At 46.2% G+C, this 19,524-nt stretch carries 19 protein-coding genes; 15 read left to right on the top strand and 4 right to left on the bottom strand.

Annotation, left to right across the window (positions count from 1 at the left end; all coding sequences use genetic code 11):
* The first annotated feature begins 53 nt into the window (after window positions 1–53).
* The 4 genes from guaA (at window position 54) to J7623_RS18235 (ending at window position 5,761) form a co-directional block, all read left to right on the top strand.
* Window positions 54–1,592: a glutamine-hydrolyzing GMP synthase gene (guaA, locus tag J7623_RS18250; RefSeq protein ID WP_291922981.1), complete on the top strand. Its 1,539-nt coding sequence runs from the start codon at window positions 54–56 to the stop codon at window positions 1,590–1,592.
* 168 nt (window positions 1,593–1,760) lie between these two features.
* Window positions 1,761–3,071, top strand: a complete 1,311-nt coding sequence (locus tag J7623_RS18245) for an ABC transporter substrate-binding protein (protein WP_291922979.1) — start codon at window positions 1,761–1,763, stop codon at window positions 3,069–3,071.
* A gap of 74 nt (window positions 3,072–3,145) precedes the next feature.
* Window positions 3,146–4,153: a ligase-associated DNA damage response exonuclease gene (locus J7623_RS18240; protein WP_291922977.1), complete on the top strand. Its 1,008-nt coding sequence runs from the start codon at window positions 3,146–3,148 to the stop codon at window positions 4,151–4,153.
* 3 nt (window positions 4,154–4,156) lie between these two features.
* Window positions 4,157–5,761 carry an ATP-dependent DNA ligase gene (locus J7623_RS18235; RefSeq protein ID WP_291922974.1) on the top strand — a complete coding sequence of 535 codons (1,605 nt, stop codon included), beginning with the start codon at window positions 4,157–4,159 and terminating at the stop codon, window positions 5,759–5,761.
* Here J7623_RS18235 and J7623_RS18230 read toward each other — a convergent pair.
* Window positions 5,735–7,090, bottom strand: coding sequence for an MFS transporter (locus tag J7623_RS18230; protein ID WP_291923445.1), 1,356 nt, complete (start codon window positions 7,088–7,090; stop codon window positions 5,735–5,737). The genes J7623_RS18235 and J7623_RS18230 overlap by 27 nt on opposite strands.
* 135 nt (window positions 7,091–7,225) lie before the next feature.
* On the opposite strand from J7623_RS18230, the gene J7623_RS18225 reads away from it, so the two are divergent.
* From J7623_RS18225 to J7623_RS18215, 3 genes are all read left to right on the top strand, one after another.
* Window positions 7,226–7,720 (top strand): Lrp/AsnC family transcriptional regulator, encoded by a 495-nt coding sequence (locus J7623_RS18225; protein WP_291922972.1) that lies wholly within the window; start codon window positions 7,226–7,228, stop codon window positions 7,718–7,720.
* Between the two features lie 27 nt (window positions 7,721–7,747).
* Window positions 7,748–8,353: a hypothetical protein gene (locus J7623_RS18220; protein WP_291922970.1), complete on the top strand. Its 606-nt coding sequence runs from the start codon at window positions 7,748–7,750 to the stop codon at window positions 8,351–8,353.
* A 90-nt stretch (window positions 8,354–8,443) separates the two neighbouring features.
* Window positions 8,444–9,109: a hypothetical protein gene (locus tag J7623_RS18215; protein WP_291922968.1), complete on the top strand. Its 666-nt coding sequence runs from the start codon at window positions 8,444–8,446 to the stop codon at window positions 9,107–9,109.
* Window positions 9,110–9,214: 105 nt separating this feature from the next.
* Here J7623_RS18215 and J7623_RS18210 read toward each other — a convergent pair whose 3' ends face one another.
* Window positions 9,215–9,799, bottom strand: coding sequence for a hypothetical protein (locus tag J7623_RS18210; protein WP_291922966.1), 585 nt, complete (start codon window positions 9,797–9,799; stop codon window positions 9,215–9,217).
* A gap of 191 nt (window positions 9,800–9,990) precedes the next feature.
* Here J7623_RS18210 and J7623_RS18205 point away from each other — a divergent pair, with 191 nt between their 5' ends.
* From J7623_RS18205 to J7623_RS18190, 4 genes are all read left to right on the top strand, one after another.
* Window positions 9,991–10,548, top strand: a complete 558-nt coding sequence (locus J7623_RS18205) for a porin family protein (RefSeq protein WP_291922965.1) — start codon at window positions 9,991–9,993, stop codon at window positions 10,546–10,548.
* 100 nt (window positions 10,549–10,648) lie between these two features.
* Complete coding sequence (locus tag J7623_RS18200; protein ID WP_291922963.1) at window positions 10,649–11,509, top strand: AraC family transcriptional regulator; 861 nt, start codon at window positions 10,649–10,651, stop codon at window positions 11,507–11,509.
* Window positions 11,510–11,570: 61 nt separating this feature from the next.
* Window positions 11,571–11,969 carry an ester cyclase gene (locus J7623_RS18195; protein WP_291922961.1) on the top strand — a complete coding sequence of 133 codons (399 nt, stop codon included), beginning with the start codon at window positions 11,571–11,573 and terminating at the stop codon, window positions 11,967–11,969.
* A gap of 27 nt (window positions 11,970–11,996) precedes the next feature.
* On the top strand, window positions 11,997–13,028 hold the full coding sequence (locus tag J7623_RS18190; RefSeq protein ID WP_291922959.1) for an LD-carboxypeptidase: 1,032 nt from the start codon (window positions 11,997–11,999) through the stop codon (window positions 13,026–13,028).
* On the opposite strand, the gene J7623_RS18185 is transcribed toward J7623_RS18190, so the two are convergent.
* On the bottom strand, window positions 13,029–14,354 hold the full coding sequence (locus tag J7623_RS18185) for an NCS2 family permease (protein ID WP_291922957.1): 1,326 nt from the start codon (window positions 14,352–14,354) through the stop codon (window positions 13,029–13,031). It abuts the gene before it with no gap.
* Window positions 14,355–14,405: 51 nt separating this feature from the next.
* Between J7623_RS18185 and J7623_RS18180 the strand changes: the two genes are divergently transcribed.
* The 3 genes from J7623_RS18180 to J7623_RS18170 are packed head-to-tail and all read left to right on the top strand — an operon-like array spanning window position 14,406 to window position 18,464.
* The gene (locus J7623_RS18180; RefSeq protein ID WP_291922955.1) at window positions 14,406–16,856 is read left to right on the top strand and encodes a ligase-associated DNA damage response DEXH box helicase; all 2,451 of its coding nucleotides are present in this window, start codon (window positions 14,406–14,408) and stop codon (window positions 16,854–16,856) included.
* A gap of 40 nt (window positions 16,857–16,896) precedes the next feature.
* Window positions 16,897–17,544 (top strand): ligase-associated DNA damage response endonuclease PdeM, encoded by a 648-nt coding sequence (gene pdeM / locus J7623_RS18175; RefSeq protein ID WP_291922953.1) that lies wholly within the window; start codon window positions 16,897–16,899, stop codon window positions 17,542–17,544.
* A 17-nt stretch (window positions 17,545–17,561) separates the two neighbouring features.
* Window positions 17,562–18,464, top strand: a complete 903-nt coding sequence (locus J7623_RS18170; protein WP_291922951.1) for a histone deacetylase — start codon at window positions 17,562–17,564, stop codon at window positions 18,462–18,464.
* Between the two features lie 45 nt (window positions 18,465–18,509).
* Here the strand turns inward: J7623_RS18170 and J7623_RS18165 are convergent, their stop codons facing one another.
* On the bottom strand, window positions 18,510–19,160 hold the full coding sequence (locus tag J7623_RS18165) for an ABC transporter ATP-binding protein (RefSeq protein WP_291922949.1): 651 nt from the start codon (window positions 19,158–19,160) through the stop codon (window positions 18,510–18,512).
* A gap of 100 nt (window positions 19,161–19,260) precedes the next feature.
* Between J7623_RS18165 and J7623_RS18160 the strand changes: the two genes are divergently transcribed.
* Window positions 19,261–19,482: a DUF2795 domain-containing protein gene (locus J7623_RS18160; RefSeq protein ID WP_012794455.1), complete on the top strand. Its 222-nt coding sequence runs from the start codon at window positions 19,261–19,263 to the stop codon at window positions 19,480–19,482.
* Window positions 19,483–19,524: the final 42 nt, after the last annotated feature.

Below are 19,524 nucleotides of genomic sequence, written 5' to 3'. Positions count from 1 at the left end.
ATTTTGAATTTCAAAATCCGAATTTGCCGGAAGGACTTTATCTTTGCACCACCATGACAGAAAAGATACTTATCCTCGATTTCGGTTCACAGTATACACAGCTGATTGCACGCAGCATCCGTGAACTGAATGTTTATTGCGAAATTAAGCCTTGTCTTCAGCCCATCGCCTGGGACGAAACCATCAAAGGTGTTATATTATCCGGTAGTCCGTTTTCAGTAAATGACGAAAACGCACCTATCATTGACATTGCCGCTATTGCGGCCAAAGTTCCGGTACTGGGTATCTGCTACGGCGCCCAGATGATGGCCAAAGTTTTTGGAGGTGAAGTAGCGAAAAGCAATATCCGCGAATACGGCCGCGCCTTTATGGAGCACAGTGATAAAGAGGAAAAATTATTATATGACATCTCTGGCAAAAGCCAGGTATGGATGAGCCACTCCGATACTATTAAACGTATTCCGGAAAGCTTCAATATCATCGCTACTACAGAAAATATCCCGGTGGCTGCTTTCAAAAGCACTACAGTAGCTGCTAATCCAATATTCGGTTTACAATTCCACCCGGAAGTAACACACTCCCTTGAAGGCAAACAAATCCTGCGCAACTTCCTGTTACATATCTGTAACTGCAGCCAGGACTGGACGCCAGCCGCTTTCGTACACGAAACAGTAGAAAGAATCAAAGCTCAGGTGGGCGACAAACGCGTGGTAATGGCATTGAGCGGCGGAGTAGATTCTACCGTAGCTGCTGAACTGATCCACAAAGCCATCGGCAAAAACCTCTTCTGCATATTTGTAGACAACGGCCTGCTGAGAAAAGATGAGTTTGAAACCGTACTGGAATCCTATAAACACATGGGCCTGAACGTAAAAGGGGTAAATGCAAAAGACCTCTTCTACGGCAAACTGGACGGCGTATCCGATCCGGAGAAAAAACGTAAAATCATTGGTGGCCTGTTCATCGATGTTTTCCAACAGGAAGCTACCAGCCTCACCGATATTTCCTTCCTCGGTCAGGGTACCATCTACCCGGATGTGATTGAATCCGTTTCTGTAAACGGTCCTTCTGTTACCATCAAATCTCACCATAACGTAGGCGGATTGCCTGAAAAGATGAACATGCAACTGGTAGAACCACTGCGTTTCCTCTTTAAAGACGAAGTACGCCGCGTAGGCCGCGAAATTGGTATCAGCGAAACCTTCCTGGGTCGCCACCCCTTCCCGGGTCCCGGCCTGGCCATTCGTATCCTCGGCGCCATCACGCCTGAAAAGGTGACCATGCTGCAGGAAGCCGATGCGGTTTATGTAGAAGGCCTGAAAGAAGCCGGTTTATACGACAAAGTATGGCAGGCAGGTACCATCCTCCTTCCCGTACAAAGCGTTGGCGTTATGGGCGATGAACGTACTTACGAATTCACCGTAGCACTGCGCGCCGTAACTTCTGTAGATGGTATGACAGCAGACTGGGCACACCTGCCTTATGAATTCCTCGCGAAAATGTCTAACGACATCATCAACAAGGTAAAAGGCATTAACCGTGTAGTATACGATATCAGCTCTAAACCACCAGCAACTATTGAGTGGGAATAATCCCCTATAAAAGCTGAAAGCATAAAGCATAAAGCAAAAAGCTATTGTAGCGATTGATTAGCAGGAATTTTAACATTTATCCACTTTATCATCCGCTACAATAGCTTTTTGCTTTATGCTTTATGCTTTCAGCTTCTACGGAACGATTTTTGTAAATTAGCGCCCATTATGAACCATTTGAACAACATAAAGCTCCTGTTATCCGCCCTGGTACTACTGGTATTAGTCAGCTCCTGCTCTTCTACCAGGAAAAGCACCAAACGGGTAGACGGACCACCACCATCTTTAAGCAAACCTGCCCCGGCCAAAAAACCTGAAGAAAAGAAATCAGAAGCAGCGAAAGCTCCTTTTAACGTGCCGGCTTTTGGAAAAGAAGTTAAGAAAGCCTCCTACAACATCGCCTTCTTTGCACCACTTTACCTTGACTCCGCATTTGCTACCTCTTCAGATATTCCCGGCCGCACGATGCCGAAATATGTATTACCCGGACTGGAATTTTATGAAGGCGCTCAATTGGCATTGGACTCCCTGCAACAGCAAGGCTACGATCTGAAAGTAACTGTGTACGACAGCAAAGCCAAACAAAGTATTCCTGCCCTGATCCGCAGCAAAACACTCGATAACACCGACCTCATTATAGGCGCTGTCAGTAATCCGGAGTTGAAAGAACTCAGCGATTTCGCCAAAGAAAAAGAGATCAACCTCGTGTCCGGTACCTTCCCCAATGACGCCGGTATCACCGACAATCCTTTTTTATATATTTCCAACAGCACCCTGAAAACACATTGCGAAGCGATCCAAAACTATGTTCAGAACGCTTTCGCCAATAAAAACATCGTGCTGTTCCGTAGGAACACTACCTTCGAAGGCAGGCTGGCTGCCGACTTCAAAGCGTCGTATGAAAAAATGGATAATGCAAAGAAAACCAGAATCAAAGAAGTTATCTGGAACGAAGGCACTACTACAGAGGAAATTTCCAAATACCTGCTCACGGATCGTACCAACGTAATCATTGTAACAGCATTGGATGAAGCCGGTGCTAAAAGCCTGTTGCGCAAACTCAGCGTTTCTGCCGCCACTTACCCGCTGCAGATCTTTGGTATGCCTACCTGGGATGTAATTAAGCTGAAAGAGCCGGAATTAAAGGGCTTACAGGTATATTATTCTTCGCCTTACTTCAACGATAAAACAGATGCCTACAGCAGGTATATCAATGATTATTTCCGTAGAACTTACAAAGCACGTCCCTCAGATATGGCTTACAAAGGCTTCGATCTGACTTACTACTTTGTAAAACTGTTACACAACAATGGTGTGTACTTCAATGGCATGGTCAGCGAATCACCTAAAGTAATTACCAACTATAATTTCCTGCCGGTATATCTGAAAGAAGGAGAAGGAACCCCTTCCTACTTCGAAAATAAAAATATCTATATCATCCAGAAAGGAGATAGTGCAGATATTAAGATGAATAAATAGTTGTTCCGGCAACACACCGTATTTCGTGCCATGGCGTCTGCCATGGCACGATTTTTTTTGCGTATATTCCTCATATGAATGTGCTGCAATTTACCGACAATGGCATTTACTGCCCTGCAGGCGACTTCTACATAGATCCCTGGAAACCCGTTACCCGTGCGGTCATCACACATGCACATGCAGATCATGCCCGCAGCGGCAACCAGTATTATCTCTGTGAAAATGCTACTGTTCCATTGCTACGGCTCAGACTGGGCAATGATATCCAGGTACAGGGCATCGCCTACGGGGAGTCTTTATTTTTTAACGGTGTAAAAATATCGCTTCATCCCGCGGGGCATATGATAGGCTCCGCACAAATACGCGTAGAACAAAACGGGGAAGTGTGGGTAGTCAGCGGTGATTATAAACTGGAAAATGACGGTTTATCGACCCCCTTTGAGCCTTTGCGTTGTCATACTTTCATTACTGAATCTACTTTTGGTTTGCCCATTTATCGCTGGGCGCCACAGCAACAAATTTTCAATCACATTGTACAATGGATATACGCCAATCAACAAGCCGAAAAAGCCAGCGTAATACTGGCTTACAGCCTGGGCAAAGCGCAACGGCTGCTTTATCACCTGAAGAACAAAATAGACCGTTTTCTTGTACATGGCGCTATCGCCATTCCGCATGAGCTGTTGCTACAGGAAGGATGGCCACTGCCACCGGTAGAAAGGATTACACCGGATACGCCCAAAGCAGCTTTTAAAAATGCCGTGATTATAGCACCGCCATCAGCGGAAGATCATGTATGGATGCGCCGGTTCCAACCGTATGCCTTAGGTATATGCAGCGGATGGATGCAGGTGCGTGGCCATATGCGCCGCCGTAATGCAGATGCGGGTTTCGCCCTCTCTGATCATGCGGACTGGCCCGGCCTGCTCGATGCAGTCACCGCCACCGGCGCAGAACAGGTATACGTAACGCATGGCTTTAGCAGCGTATTTGCCCGGTACCTGAATGAAAAGGGAATAGCCGCCAAAGAAGTGAGTACTTCTTATGGAGATGAAGAGCTGATTATTACACCTGAAATATAAACTGTGCAACAATTTGCTCAACTGGTACAATTACTAAGTAACAGCACCAAAACCAACGAAAAATTGGAGGCGCTGAGTCATTACTTTGCCACCGCACCGGAAAAAGACAAAAGCTGGGTGCTGGCCCTGTTTTCCGGCCGCCGGCCTAAAAGAACGGTGAATAGCACACAGTTGAAAACATGGTGTATACAAGTTACCGGCCTCGCCAACTGGCTATTTGACGAATGCTATCATACCGTAGGAGACCTCGCAGAAACCATTGCGTTGCTATTACCTCCTCCTGCAACGCCCAGGTCCGCTCCCCTGCATTACTGGCTGGAACAACTGCAACAACTGGAGAAAGCGACAGAAACGACCAAGCAGACTTTTATCCTCGATGCCTGGAATGCACTGGACAGTGGTGAACGATTCGTGTTTAACAAACTAATCACCGGCGGATTCAGGATAGGCGTATCTCAAAAAATGATGGTCAATGCCCTCGCGCAAACTTACCATATAGAAGCAGCTATACTTTCCCATATGATCAGCGGCAACTGGGATCCCCGTGAGGTGACAATAGCCAATTTATTACACCAACATACCACTGGCGCCAATGCTTCCCGCCCTTACCCGTTTTACCTGGCTTATGCACTGGAAGGACTACCGGAATCACTTGGCGCCGAAAAAGACTGGCAGGCAGAATGGAAATGGGATGGTATACGCGGACAAATCATCAAACGCGAAAACCAGTTGTTTGTATGGTCGAGAGGAGAAGAATTGATCACCGAAAAATTTCCGGAGTTTACACCACTGCTTACTACACTACCAGATGGCACCGTACTGGACGGGGAAATTGTGACTTTTGCCAATGGCCTGCCTTTATCTTTTCAAACGCTGCAAACAAGAATTGGACGAAAAAACGTTACCCGGAAACAGTTACAGGAGGCACCGGTTATTTTTTTATCGTACGACCTACTCGAATGGGAAGGAAGCGATATCCGTGAAAAGCCACTGGCAGAGCGCAGAGCGCTATTGGAGCAACTGGTGCAACAAATCAACCTGCCGTTGTTGCAGCTATCACCGGAAATTATATTCGACGCCTGGGAACAACTCACCTTGCTACGTCTGCAATCACGCGATAAAGGCAGCGAAGGGCTAATGCTCAAAAGCAAACGCGCCCCCTACCAGGTGGGCCGTAAGCGCGGAGACTGGTGGAAATGGAAAATCGATCCCTTTACCATTGATGCGGTCATGATTTATGCACAGAAAGGACATGGACGCCGCTCCAATTTATACACCGATTACACCTTTGCAGTTAGAGACGGCGATCAGTTGGTACCTTTTACCAAAGCCTACTCTGGCCTCACCGACAAAGAAATTGCGGAGGTAGATAACTGGGTGAAGCGACACTCACTGGAAAAATTTGGACCCGTGAGAACGGTACAACCCGAATTGGTATTTGAAATCGCGTTTGAAGGAATTGCTGCTTCTAACAGGCATAAATCCGGTGTTGCACTACGTTTCCCACGTATTAACCGCTGGCGGAAAGATAAACCGGTAGCAGAAATAAATACACTTGATGACTTAAAAACTTTATTACAGTTAAACAGTGGCCAATCCAACGCGTGATTTACTCCGCCTGTAAAATAATACCAGTTGCCCGATGGCGCATAAAGCTAATAGCACTAATACACTCAATCCTGCACCATAAGCACTCCATCCGCGGGTATCTGCCAACTGCATCAGTAATCCCACCAATGACAATCCCAGTCCTCCTCCCAGCGAGCCTGCCGTGCCATTGATCCCGGAAGCTAACCCCTGCTGTTGCTCAGGAACTGCCTGCACCGCCAGGATAGTTACACAAGGAAAAGTAATGGCCATTCCAAATGCATTAATACTGGCTACTGCACATAAAATGAGTATCAGGGAATGATCTGTAAAATAACTCGCGATAAAAAACAGCATCCCGCTTAACATACACACGTTCCCTGCAATACCTGTTCTCACTACTCCCCACTTTTCAAACATCCTGGGCAGGATAAATTTGGAGATAATACCAGACAGGATACTAAACGGAAACAATAACAAACCTGCCTGCGATGAGGTAAAATGCAGGTCATTCTGCAGGTATAAGGTTAGCATGAATATATAACTCAGAAACATACTGCCTAACAGCACCGCACCTGCGTTTCCCGTGATCACTCCCTGTAAATGGAATAATTTGAAATCAACTAACGGCGACGCATGTACGCGTTCGCGACGTATAAAAATTGCTCCGGCAACAATAAATAATAACAGCAGCAATAACCAGGTCATGTAGTGGTTACTGATATTTCCCAGGTCATGTATCAGCCAGGCAGCCAGCATCATGAGCAGGGTGATGAGTATAGCGCTCCAGACATTATTGGCGGCGCGTACCACATGCTTTTCATCTGCCGGAATATACCACACGGCCAACAGGATAGCTCCGCTTATAACCGGTACATTAATGAAAAATACCCATTGCCAGCCAAGGTAGTTGCTGATTAATCCACCAATAGCCAGCCCAGTAGCGAATCCTATTCCTGCCATGGCGCCAAAGATGCCCAAAGCCCGGTTTCGGTCGGCAGCAGCCGTGAAAGTATTGGTGATAATAGCTAGTGCTGCAGGAATAGCCAACGCCACGCCAATTCCCTGCAAAGCCCTGCATACCAGCAGCCATGCGAAAGAAAGCGAAAAGCCGGCGGCGAGTGAAGCCAGCACAAAAGCGGTGGCACCGGTAATAAATATTTTCTTTCGGCCTTGTGTGTCGGCCAAACGCCCACCTAACAAAACCAGGCCAGCATAAAAGAGCACATACACCGTTTGCACCCACTGAATACCATCCGCACCAAAATGGAAAAATGATTCCATTTGCGGTATCGCCATATTGAGCACGGAAACATCCAATGCCTCAAAAAAAATTGCCAGACAGGCCACGCTTAGAATTATCCGTTGATTTTTCACGGCACAAACCTATTAAATCAATTCTACAATCATTTATTTGTACAAATTTTAGTACAAAACACTATTTTTACATCTTAAAATAGTTATTTATTCCAAACAGATCATTCCATGATCCAGAAAAAAGAACATCATACGGACACTCCCCTTCATCTCGATGAAAAAGATATGGGCATCCTCAAGTTATTACAACAGGATGCTAAAATGACTATCCGTGATATTGCCAGCCAGTTGAACCTGAGCACTACCCCTGTGTATGAACGTATCCGTAAAATGGAACAGGCGGGCGTGATTAAACAATATGCCGCCATTGTAGATCCCAGGAAAATAAATAAAAGCCTGACAGTATTGTGTTATATTACTTTAAAAGAACACAATAAGAAGTATGGGAAAAAGTTTATCCAGGAAATCCTCCACTTTACAGAGGTAACGGAGTGTCTCAATATTTCAGGGGAATTCGACTTTATGATAAAAGTACAGGTAAAAGATATGGACGAATACCGTGAATTTTATGTGAATAAATTAGGGGAATTAGATAATCTAAGCCATACGCAGAGTATATTTGTGATATCCGTTATTAAGACTACACACCAGGTAGTTTTTTAAAGTTATTCCTAAACACGATTAATACCTATGTTCCGACTATACACATTAGTGTGTGCAGGTTGCCTACTTTTTTTCCTGAAAGATGCCAGCGCTCAATCCCGGCTATTCTCGCATGCCATTGGTGGTGGATTGTTTGCCGGCAACAGCTACCTGGGTGCCGGCCTGGTTTATTCTCCCCGCCTCAACTTCCTGCGTTTCTCCGATCATTCGGTGTTGGCACTCAGTACACACATAGGTGTAGGTACTACCATCAACGATAACTACAACAGCAATACCGGCGGCAATTCTACCAGTATTTTCATGGCTAATATGCCGGTACTGGTTACCTGGAATTTTGGTAACGCGGCTACCCGGCGCGCCTATACGAAATGGGGCTTCTTTACAGGAGCCGGTTATGGATTTCATAATGCCACCCATGGCGTAGAATTTATTGACGATGAAGAAGTAAGTAGCAACCAGATACATGTATCCGGTATGGTTCTCAGTGCCGGAATAAACTTTCCGATAGCCAATAGCTCTTTTGGCATCCGGGTGGCACATCTGTTTAACAATAACCAGTATAATCCGGATATTGCCGGCATAACCACTATCGGGATTGATTACAACATCGGGGTAAAATTCAACAAACGCTAATAACAGGTCAGATGGGGCCACTGTAACTTTTCTATTCAACAGCCGTTACAGTCCATTGAGTAATCTACTACGCCCAAAAGTTACACCTATATGAAGTATGTATTCCTATATCTGTTCCTGCTATGCATCACTTCCGTTTTGCCGGCTGTTGCACAAAACAAACGATTCGTGTTACCGGTTGGTGTTGGCGGCATCAGCGCTTACCATTATGATGGTTTTATGCTAAATGTTGAACCAAGACTAAACCTTTATAAATTTTCAGATCAATCAGGTTTGTCTGTCGGAACTTCCCTGGCCACTGGATTTGGCATATCTAATAAATATCGCTACAACGGTGAATCTGCGGAAAGTCGCAAGATGGATGCTGGCTACAGGCTTTCTATACCTGTTACCGTTAACTATACTTTTGGCAATGGTGCCACTCCGGTTGCCTTCAAAAAATTTGGATACTCTGCCGGCATTGGCTATGGCGTGCATATTGGCGGAAGCATGGGTTATCCGAGATATAAGGATAGCTCCGCGGTAACTGTAAGCGGCCTGGTATTGGATGCAAAATTTAATTTCCCTTTGCGCAATACCTCGTGGAGCCTGCATCCTTCCTACATGTTTAACTATGATACTAAAAATCCGGATATCACAGGTCTTCTTACTATCTCACTCCAATACAACCTGGGTCAGAAAATTTACCCTAAATCCTCTTATCGTGAATACCGGGAAATAAGAGCCCAGGGAAAACGGTATCAACACGAACAATAATACGGTGAAAAAATAATCCGCCGGAAACGCCAATAAAAGACAAAAGAAAACGGGCATGATCTGACAGAAAAGAAGCCACCTGATTCACATCATCTCCCGTAAAAATTATTTCACCACCGGATTCATAAGGTCAAATCCTGTATGAAAATCGAGGTAGCCAGCGGCCGATTCTCCGGGATCAAATACTACTACCATGGAACAAACTGGTTTTTTACTACGCGGATTAGCTGTTTCAAAGGCAATACCCGCGCGGGTATCTTCATATACAGCAATACGCCGGGCTTTGTTTGCCGATTCATAAGTTTGGGTAAGCTGTACACCGGGGTAGGCTTTCTTAATAGCGGCAATAGAGCTGCCAGCGCCCAATCCTTTGGCTGTTTTAAAACGTGGCGAATTAACACGGATCTGTTTTACATATTGTGTATCCTGTGTACGCATAGCCGTAAATACTGCCAGCATATGTGATGAATCAATACTTTTATCTTTCTTACGGCTATACCAGATACGCCATGCTTTCATCATAGCGGCATCTCCGCCATCCGGCTTACCCAATACCGCCAGATCTGCTGCGGGTACTTCCAGCTTTATTTGTCCGATAGATTTTCCGGGAACAATCAGCCACGCTGTTTTTTGTGCATAGCCAACAGACGTAAGCAACATCATCAGTACTCCTGTTATCAGGTAACGCATATAAAAATGATTTAGGTAAAACGGCGACAAAAATACTGCCACTATAACAAGATAAATTTATTATATATAAAAGTTAAAAAGATGCGAAAAAAAACGTGTAAGGATTTCCTTAACATTTGTGCTTATAATTTTACGTTCGTAAGGCCTTACACGCATACCTATTAAACTGTAACTTTTATACAATTTAACCGATGAAAAAAACGCTATTATTGCTCCTGCCGGTGACGGCAGTGGCCCTGGCAACCCATGCACAAAACTTAAATTTCGGCGTAAAAGGTGGCCTTAACTTATCCAATGATATCACCCGGTTTTCCCATTATTTTCCATCATTTTATGCTGGTGGCTATGCCGAACTAAAGTTTAGCAAACATTTCGCTATTCAGCCTGAACTGGTGTACTCCCGGTCTGGCTCCCGCTATAAAGACATGTATAAAGCCAATCAGGGTTATCTCAATATTCCTGTGATGGCAAAATACTACATTATACCGGATCTGTATGTGGAAGCCGGTCCGGAGGTAAACATATATCTCCATGGAATTGAGCAAGACGGCGAATACCATAGAAACACCAACGGGCGGTTTAGAAATACCAATCTTTCCGCCGGCGCTGGTATTGGTTATAATCTTCCATTCGGACTTGGATTTTCTGCCCGGTATATGTTTGGGGTAAGTAACAAATCCGAAAACGGTAGCTTATATACCAGCAATTTGCAGGTAGGTGCTCATTATACTTTCAAGCGAAAAAAATAATCCGGCCCGTCATCCATTGATCAGAAGGTTCTTCCGGCAACGTACCGGAAGAACCTTTTTTATGATGTTATAATAAAGTGAATACTTTATTTTTGATAACATGTTACTCAAATTCCCCGCAGACCAAGACGGACAACAAATACTGAAGGCCGGCAACATCCACTTCGCGATGCTAAAACAGCGCAGCATGGCCAGTAAACGCACTATTTTCCTCGACGACAATGTGATGATATTTATTTTGTCGGGGCATAAGCTGTTGCATTTCGAAGATAACACCACCGTAAAAGTGGAAGCAGGTTCCCTGCTCCTGATGAAACGTGGTTTTTATGTGATGTCTGATGTAGTGGGTAGCGGCATTAGTTTTGAAAGTCTCCTTATTTATTTTTCTGATGAACAACTGCGCAGGTTCCTGCACAAATACAATTACACCACACCCATAAAAGCAACTGCCAGCGCCCAGCTATCCATACCTTTAAATCCTTTACTGGAAGCATTCCGGGAACACTACCTCACTTATTTTACCCAAACACCCAGTACATTGGCAGCCATACTGTCGGTGAAACTATATGAATTATTCCTGCTCTTGCTGGCTACCCCTCAACACGCGGCAGTATTGGATTTTATGCAGCAAATTGTATACGCACAACCTTCCGATATCGCCTTTGTAGTGAAGCAACATTTGTTTCAGCCACTCACCTTACCGGAGCTGGCCAAACTATCCGGGCGTAGTCTCGCTTCCTTTAAACGCGATTTCCAGCAACAATATCACACCGCGCCCAAACGGTGGATCAATGAACACCGGTTATCATATGCACAAACATTACTGCAAACTACTACTAAACAGGTAGCTGAAATAGCCACTGAATGCGGATTTGAAAGCCCTTCGCACTTTATCCGCATCTTCAAACAAACCTACGGCACTACCCCCAATGAGAAAAGAGCTAAAAAGGCGATGATCTGAGCTAATCCCGTTACCAGCGAACATAGTACTACCGGTAATTTTGTATCATAAAATAAACAACATGCAAACATTATCCGAAAAGAACAAAGCAGTAGTAAGACGCTTCAACGAAGAATTTATCATCAAAGGCGACCTGCAGGCATTTAACGAAACCGTATCTCCCGATTTCATTAACCATACCGGACCTGTTGGTAACAACGATGCCAACGCTACCCGCGATTTTATCACTCAACTATTACGCCCCGCATTCCCGGATATAAAGCTGGAAATTTTTGATATGATTGCGGAAGATGATAAAGTAGTTACCCATAAAGCTTTTACAGGCACCTTCAGTGCACCTTTCATGAACCAGCCCCCCACAGGCAAACCAGCTACCCTTCGTATTATTGATATTGTACAGTTGAAAGATGGCAAATACATCGCTCACTGGTCTGTACGTGATTTTGTGACGCACGGATGATTCATAAAATATGCTTACTTTAAGCGTATGAATCGAAAACGTTTCCTGTCTGCTCTTGTAACTGCCGGCGCCGGATTACCGGCACTACAAACCCTTGCCGGAATAGGATTACCTGCTGTTTCAGATAAGAAGGAACCATTGGTACCTCCTTATCTGAAACCTGGTGATATCATCGGCATTACCTGCCCTGCTGGGTATATCAAAAGAGATGAAATACAACCCGCTATCCGCATTATGGAAAGCTGGGGATTTAATATTCGTATAGGCAAAACCGTTGGATCGCGCGACTATAGCTTTGGCGGTACGGATGCAGAGCGACTGGCAGATCTGCAGGCCATGCTCAACGACGAAAATATAAAAGCCATCATGTGCGGGCGCGGTGGATATGGAACAGCGCGCATCATCGACCAGCTCAACTTCTCCCGGTTTCAAAGAAACCCTAAATGGGTGATTGGCTTCAGCGATGTTACCGTATTACATTGTCATATCAACCGCCATTATGGAATGGCTACCCTTCACGCCAAAATGTGCAACAGCTTCCCGGACGATTTCGGGAAAGCAGAACCAATAGTGCAAGACACCATCATGTCTATTTACCAGGCACTCACCGGCAAAAAAATGCAATACAGCACTACGCCGGACAACCGCAACCGTAAAGGGAAAGCCCGTGGCGCACTGATTGGTGGCAACTTATCTATCATTCAAAGCATGTGCGCCACCAATTCTGAAATAGATACCAATGGGAAGATTCTCTTTTTAGAAGAAGTAGGAGAATATTTGTATAGCCTTGACCGTATGCTGGGCTCCCTGCAACGCTCACACAAACTGGATAACCTGGCAGGCCTTATCATTGGCGGTTTTAATCGCATCAAACCTGATGACCCCGGCGAAGAATTTGGCAGAACCGTGTATGATATGGTACTGGAGAAAGTAAAAGATTTCAGTTATCCGGTATGCTTTAACTTCCCCGTAGGACACCAGAAAAACAACTACGCTTTCAAGTGCGGTATGATGCACTCCCTCACGGTAGCTGATGATGCCGTGACCCTGAAAGAATAATTATTTCACCAAAAAAGTAATGATAAACAATACTGCCAGTACATACATCACCGGGCTAATACTTTTATATTGCCCGGTCAATACTTTTAACAACACGTAAGACAACATACCAAATACAATTCCCTCTGCGATACTATAACTGTAAGGCATCATCACAATCGCCAGAAACGCCGGAATGGCTTCTGTTACATCATTAAAATTAATCCTGGTAACGGCGCCCATCATCAGCATCCCTACTATAATTAAAGCAGGCGCAGTAGCCGCCTGGGGGATCATGGCAAATACAGGCGCAAAAAACAACGATAATAAAAACATGATGGCCACCGTAAAGGACGTCAGGCCGGTTTTACCACCAGCCGCAATACCGCTGGCGCTTTCTACATAAGCCGTTACTACACTGGTGCCTAATAACCCCGCTGCGGTAGTACCCACAGCATCTGCCATAAGCGCCTGCTTGGCTCTCGGCAAACGGCCATTCTCATCCAGCAGTCCGGCTTTGTTACATAATCCGATTAACGTACCTACGGTGTCAAACAGGTTCACCATCAGCAACGTAAAAAGGATCATCAGCATATCCAGTGAAAATATTTTATTGAATTCGAGCTTAAAAGCTACCGGTGCCAGGGAAGGCGGCAAACTCACCAGGTGACCGTTTTCGGGGAAATGAGTAATGCCCAGCGGAATGCCCACCACGGTAGCTGCCAGGATGCCTATCAATAACGCTGCATTGATATTTTTATACATCAGCACCGCGCTTACAATCAACCCGATTAAAGCAATGAGTGGGCCTATGCTGGTAACATCCCCCATTTTCAGGATCACGCCATCCAGTTTTCCATCTCCCACATGATGCATACCTGTTTCGATAATACCCGCATTGGCCATGCCAATGAGGGCAATCAACAATCCAATGCCTACTGAAATAGCATGCTTCAGATTTTCGGGAATACTGTTAATAATGGCTTCCCGGATACGGAACATGGAAAGGATGATAAAAATAATCCCCTCCAGGAAAACAGCCGTCAGCGCAAACTGCCAGGTATATCCCATAGATGCCACAATGGTATACGCAAAAAAAGCATTCAGCCCCATGCCCGGTGCCACACCGATAGGTAGCCTGGCATACAGCGCCATCACAAGCGTACCAATGGCCGCTGCCAGCGCGGTAGCCGTAATCAGAGCATGGAAATCCATTCCCGTGCGGGAAAGGATACTGGGATTCACTGCCAGTATATACGCCATCGTGGAAAAGGTAGTTAACCCTGCCAGTACTTCTTTCTTAACAGTCGTGTTGTGTTCGGAGAGCCGGAAAAATTTTGCGAGCATGCTGCAAAAATAAGCGTTTCGCGATTTATCATTTTATGCTAATTTCAAGGCATGCAACAACGTTCGGGTGGATGGAAGGTGATTAATAAATGGTTAGGCGACAAAGACCTTAAACCCTTTAAGTTCCAGGAAGAGGCCTGGAAGGCTTATCTACAGGGCAAATCGGGCATTGTGAATGCGCCTACAGGTTTCGGAAAAACTTTTTCGCTGTTCCTTGGCGCCGTCATTGCCTGGATAGATGCCCATCCTAAAGACTATACCCACAAAACAAAAAATGGCTTACAACTGCTGTGGATAACTCCCCTCCGTGCTTTGGCAAAAGACCTGGGCCGGGCCATGGAGAGCGCCCTGCAGGAGCTGGATGTACCCTGGGAAGTAGGTATCCGTAGTGGGGATACATCTGTAGCTATCCGTGCGGCGCAGAAAAAGCAGATGCCCGAAGTACTGATTATTACGCCTGAAAGCCTGCACCTGCTGCTTGCTCAGAAAGAATATCCCAAAGTATTTACCCGGCTGCACACCGTGGTAGTTGACGAGTGGCACGAACTGATGGGCAGCAAACGCGGTGTGATGGTGGAACTGGCGTTGAGCCGCCTGAAAGGCCTGCGCCGGGAACAACTCCGGTTATGGGGCATTTCCGCTACCATTGGCAACCTGGACGAAGCACTGGAAGTATTGCTTGGCCCTTACCACAATGATGGAATTATTATCAGGTCGAAACTGAAAAAGAAGATTGCCCTTAAAAGTGTAATCCCCGATGAAATGGAAAACTATCCATGGGCGGGGCATCTCGGGCTGAAGATGTTGCCGCAGTCCCTGCCGGTTATCCATGATAGTCAAACTACTTTGATATTTACCAATACCCGTTCCCAGTCGGAGCGGTGGTACCAATCCTTACTGGTAGAAGATCCTATGCTGGCAGGGGCATTGGCTTTACACCATGGTTCCATTGACATGGAATTACGTATATGGGTAGAAGAAGCCCTGCACAATGGCATCCTGAAAGCCGTGGTATGCACAGCCAGCCTTGATTTGGGCGTGGACTTCCGGCCGGTAGACAGTGTGATACAGGTGGGTAGCCCGAAAGGCGTAGCCCGGTTCCTCCAGAGAGCTGGCCGTAGCGGGCATCAGCCCGGCGCTGTGAGCAAAATATTTTTTCTGCCCACTCATGCGCTCGAGCTGGTAGAAGCCGCTGCATTGAAGGCCGCTATGGAAGAAGAACTGATTGAAAGTAAAATGCCGGTGATACTGGCATACGATGTATTGTTACAATACCTGATGACACTGGCGGTTTCCGATGGCTTTCATGCCAACGAAATATGGGAGGAAGTGCGACAAACATTCTGTTATCAACATTTGACGGAAGACGACTGGCAATGGCTGCTGGCCTTTCTCACCACTGGCGGCGATGCACTGGCCAGCTATGATGAATTCAAAAAAATTGAACGCACCGGCGATTTCTATATCTGTCGCAGCCGCATGATGGCCATGCGCCACCGCTTGCACATCGGCACTATCGTCAGCGATGCGATGCTGAAAGTAAAGTTCATGAGTGGCGGTTATGTGGGCGTAATTGAGGAAGGATTCATTTCCCGCTTGCAGGTGGGCGATTCCTTTACGCTGGCAGGCCGTAACCTGGAATACGTACTGATAAAGGATATGACAGTGCTGGTACGTAAATCGAATTCAAAAAAATCCATTGTGCCCAGCTACCAGGGCGGACGTATTCCTTTATCATCTAACCTGGGCCGCAAGCTGCGGGAGAAATTCAATGAAGCGCTTTCCCGCAACACCAAAGACCCCGAGCTGATTGCCCTGCAACCCCTGTTTAACCTGCAGGAAGAATTATCGCATATTCCACAGGCCAACGAACTGCTGATAGAACAAATACAAACCGAAGATGGCTACCATCTCTTCGTGTATCCCTTTGAAGGCCGGCTGGTACACGAAGTAATGGCAGCGCTGCTGGCTTATCGCATCGGTCGTATCCGTCCTATTACCTTTTCCATTGCCATGAACGACTATGGCTTTGAGCTGCTCTCTGACCAGCCTATCCCGTTAACAGCGGACAATGCCAAACAGCTCTTTTCTACCGACAATCTGCTAACCGAGCTGCAAACCAGCGTGAACGCTACTGAAATGGCACGGCGTAAGTTCCGCGACATTGCTGTTATTGCCGGTCTTATCTTCCAGGGATATCCCGGAAAACACAAAGCTAACCGGCATCTGCAGTCGTCGGCCTCCTTGTTGTTCAACGTATTCGGCGACTACGATCCGCAAAACCTGCTGCTCAGACAAGCCTTTAATGAAGTCTTCTTTTACCAGATGGAAGAAGCCCGTTTACGGGAAACGCTGGAGCGCATTGCTGTGAGCAAAATTGTAATCACGTTTCCGCAAAAGCTAACCCCATTCTGCTTCCCTATCAAGGTAGACAGCCTGCGGGATACTATGACCAGCGAAAAACTGGAAGACCGGATTAAAAAATTGATCACGAACGGTTAAGAATTCAATAATTTGCGGGACATAAAAAAAAGTTGATTCAGTGGTCGGGGAAATATTTCATTTTCAACAACAGCATTGGCATTTGCTGCCCCAGCGGGCAATATTTTGGGAAGAAGAAAAAGCATTGATCCTGTCAGATCTGCATCTGGGCAAGGCGGCACATTTCCGCAAGGCGGGTATTGCAGTGCCGGCCGGCATTGTACAGGAAGATCTTTTCCGCCTGCAACAACTGATTACCCAATATCTGCCTACCCGGATCATCATTGTAGGAGACATGTTCCATAGCCATGAGAATAACGAAGTACAATATTTCCGGATATGGCGGCAACAGTTTTCAAATATCAGCGTAGACCTGGTCAAAGGCAATCATGATATTATGCCAGATGCCCTGTACGGGCAATTACAGGTAACCGTACACGATACCCTTACGCTCCGCAATATTCATTTTATCCATGAACCTTGTGAAGATAGCAATGGCTACCAGTATACTTTCTCCGGTCATTTACACCCGGCATTTGTAATGCATGGCGCCGGTAAACAACGGTTACGTTTACCCTGCTTTTATTTTGGCCGGCATTGCGGCATTTTACCCGCTTTTGGGCACTTTACCGGCTCAGCGAACCTCGACCCTTACTCAACGGACGCAGTGTTTGTAATCGCCGGAAAATCGATTATCCGGGCACAGTGACCCGCAGCTGTTTTTTTATGAAGATTGCCTATCACGACATATACATCCATCCGCTGCCGGAAGATCATCGCTTCCCGATGCTCAAATACGAACTAATACCTGCCCAGCTCTTACGCGAAGGAGTGATCACCGCCGGGCAACTATTTACGCCGGCGCCTGCCACTGCGGACACCATTCTGCTTACCCATACGCCTGCCTACTGGCAGCAGTTGACAGAACAGACCCTGTCGCCACGCGAGCAACGAAAAATCGGTTTTCCACAATCGCCGGCACTGACCCAACGGGAAATAGTGATTGCGCAAGGCACTATCGATATTGCCTTGCATGCGCTCGATCATGGCATTGGTTTTAATGTGGCCGGTGGTACGCACCATGCCTTCGCAGATCATGGAGAAGGCTTTTGCCTGTTAAACGATTTTGGTGTTGCAGCCAACTACCTGCTGTATCACCGGCACATCCGGCAGGCGTTGGTGATAGACCTGGACGTACACCAGGGCAATGGCACTGCAGCCTTGTTTGCCAATAACGCGCAAGTATATACGTTCAGCATGCATGGGGCACACAACTATCCTTTTCATAAAGAAGTATCTGACTGGGACATTCCCCTCGCCGATGGCACGGACACCGCTGCCTACCTGCAACTGCTGGAAGCCGCTTTACCAGTGCTGATTAACCGGGTAAAACCGGATATCGTTTTTTACCTGTCGGGCGTGGATATCCTGAGCACTGATAAATTCGGGAAACTGAAAGTAACACAACAGGGTTGTCGTGAGCGCGACGAGATGGTATTTCAGGCATTGAAACAACATAATATCCCTTGTGCTGTGGCCATGGGAGGTGGCTATTCCACGCATATCCGTGATATTGTAAATGCGCATTGCAACACCTTCCGCGCCGGCATCAGTATTTATGGATATTAGACCTGGCACCCGGAACGGGTGCCGGCATATGGTGATTGCTTTTTCCTAAATAATCTTACCATCTTTCATGACCAGTTGCCGGTCGCTCATCGGCGCCAGTTCCTCATTGTGGGTCACGATAATAAAGGTTTGCTGTAATTTATCGCGCAATTCAAGGAACAGGTGATGCAACTCCTTCGCATTGCGGGAGTCAAGATTTCCTGTGGGCTCGTCTGCCATTACTACATCCGGATCATTGATGAGTGCGCGTGCTACTGCCACCCTTTGCTGCTCTCCGCCGGAAAGCTGATTAGGCTTATGTTCGAGCCGGTCTTTGAGGCCCAGGGTTTCCAGCAGGAAGTGGGCTTTCTCTTTAACAGCAGCCTTGCGGGTGCCTGCTATATAACCAGGTATGCAAACATTTTCCAGTGCAGTGAACTCCGGTAGCAGGTGATGGAACTGAAAAATAAAGCCAATATGACGGTTCCTGAAGTCGGCCAGGGCATTCCCCTTTAAACCGGTCAGATTGACATTATTCAGCCAAACTTCCCCGGCAGTGGGCGTATCCAGCGTTCCGAGAATATGCAGCAAGGTGCTTTTGCCAGCGCCGGAGGAACCAACGATGGTCACAATCTCTCCTTTACTGACAGTAATGTCTACCCCTTTTAATATGGGTAAATTGGAATAATTTTTGGTAACATTGCGGGCGGTTAGCATAACCCAAAGAAAAGTAATTAACCGATAAAATAGTAAAAGTTGTTTATTTCAAATTAAATAATACTTTTGCGAAAAATTAAAAAGTAAAAATTTTAATAAGATGTACTGGACATTAGAATTAGCTTCATACCTGGAGGATGCTCCATGGCCAGCTACTAAAGACGAACTTATCGACTACGCCATTCGTTCCGGTGCACCGATCGAAGTAATCGAGAACCTTCAGGAATTAGAGGACGAGGGAGAAATTTATGAGGGGATTGAAGATATCTGGTCAGATTATCCGTCGCAAGACGACTTCTTCTTTAATGAGGATGAATATTAGCTTTCGAAGAGCGTAAAGCGTAACGCAGAAAGCATAAAGCAA

The organism is Chitinophaga sp., assembly GCF_017745275.1.
GTDB lineage: Bacteria > Bacteroidota > Bacteroidia > Chitinophagales > Chitinophagaceae > Chitinophaga.
The sequence above is the reverse complement of the archived record's forward strand: the minus strand, read 5'-3'. Positions and strand labels throughout refer to the sequence as shown.

What these genes read in the sequence shown, in the direction of transcription:
- J7623_RS18245 (WP_291922979.1), top strand. Translation starts at nt 1,761, where the DNA reads ATGAACCATTTGAACAACATAAAGCTCCTGTTATCCGCCCTGGTACTA.
- J7623_RS18190 (WP_291922959.1), top strand. Translation starts at nt 11,997, where the DNA reads ATGAATCGAAAACGTTTCCTGTCTGCTCTTGTAACTGCCGGCGCCGGA.
- J7623_RS18185 (WP_291922957.1), bottom strand. Translation starts at nt 14,354, where the DNA reads ATGCTCGCAAAATTTTTCCGGCTCTCCGAACACAACACGACTGTTAAG.
- J7623_RS18160 (WP_012794455.1), top strand. Translation starts at nt 19,261, where the DNA reads ATGTACTGGACATTAGAATTAGCTTCATACCTGGAGGATGCTCCATGG.
- J7623_RS18215 (WP_291922968.1), top strand. Translation starts at nt 8,444, where the DNA reads ATGAAGTATGTATTCCTATATCTGTTCCTGCTATGCATCACTTCCGTT.
- J7623_RS18225 (WP_291922972.1), top strand. Translation starts at nt 7,226, where the DNA reads ATGATCCAGAAAAAAGAACATCATACGGACACTCCCCTTCATCTCGAT.
- J7623_RS18210 (WP_291922966.1), bottom strand. Translation starts at nt 9,799, where the DNA reads ATGCGTTACCTGATAACAGGAGTACTGATGATGTTGCTTACGTCTGTT.
- J7623_RS18200 (WP_291922963.1), top strand. Translation starts at nt 10,649, where the DNA reads ATGTTACTCAAATTCCCCGCAGACCAAGACGGACAACAAATACTGAAG.
- J7623_RS18220 (WP_291922970.1), top strand. Translation starts at nt 7,748, where the DNA reads ATGTTCCGACTATACACATTAGTGTGTGCAGGTTGCCTACTTTTTTTC.
- J7623_RS18170 (WP_291922951.1), top strand. Translation starts at nt 17,562, where the DNA reads ATGAAGATTGCCTATCACGACATATACATCCATCCGCTGCCGGAAGAT.
- J7623_RS18195 (WP_291922961.1), top strand. Translation starts at nt 11,571, where the DNA reads ATGCAAACATTATCCGAAAAGAACAAAGCAGTAGTAAGACGCTTCAAC.
- guaA (WP_291922981.1), top strand. Translation starts at nt 54, where the DNA reads ATGACAGAAAAGATACTTATCCTCGATTTCGGTTCACAGTATACACAG.
- J7623_RS18205 (WP_291922965.1), top strand. Translation starts at nt 9,991, where the DNA reads ATGAAAAAAACGCTATTATTGCTCCTGCCGGTGACGGCAGTGGCCCTG.
- J7623_RS18240 (WP_291922977.1), top strand. Translation starts at nt 3,146, where the DNA reads ATGAATGTGCTGCAATTTACCGACAATGGCATTTACTGCCCTGCAGGC.
- J7623_RS18165 (WP_291922949.1), bottom strand. Translation starts at nt 19,160, where the DNA reads ATGCTAACCGCCCGCAATGTTACCAAAAATTATTCCAATTTACCCATA.
- J7623_RS18180 (WP_291922955.1), top strand. Translation starts at nt 14,406, where the DNA reads ATGCAACAACGTTCGGGTGGATGGAAGGTGATTAATAAATGGTTAGGC.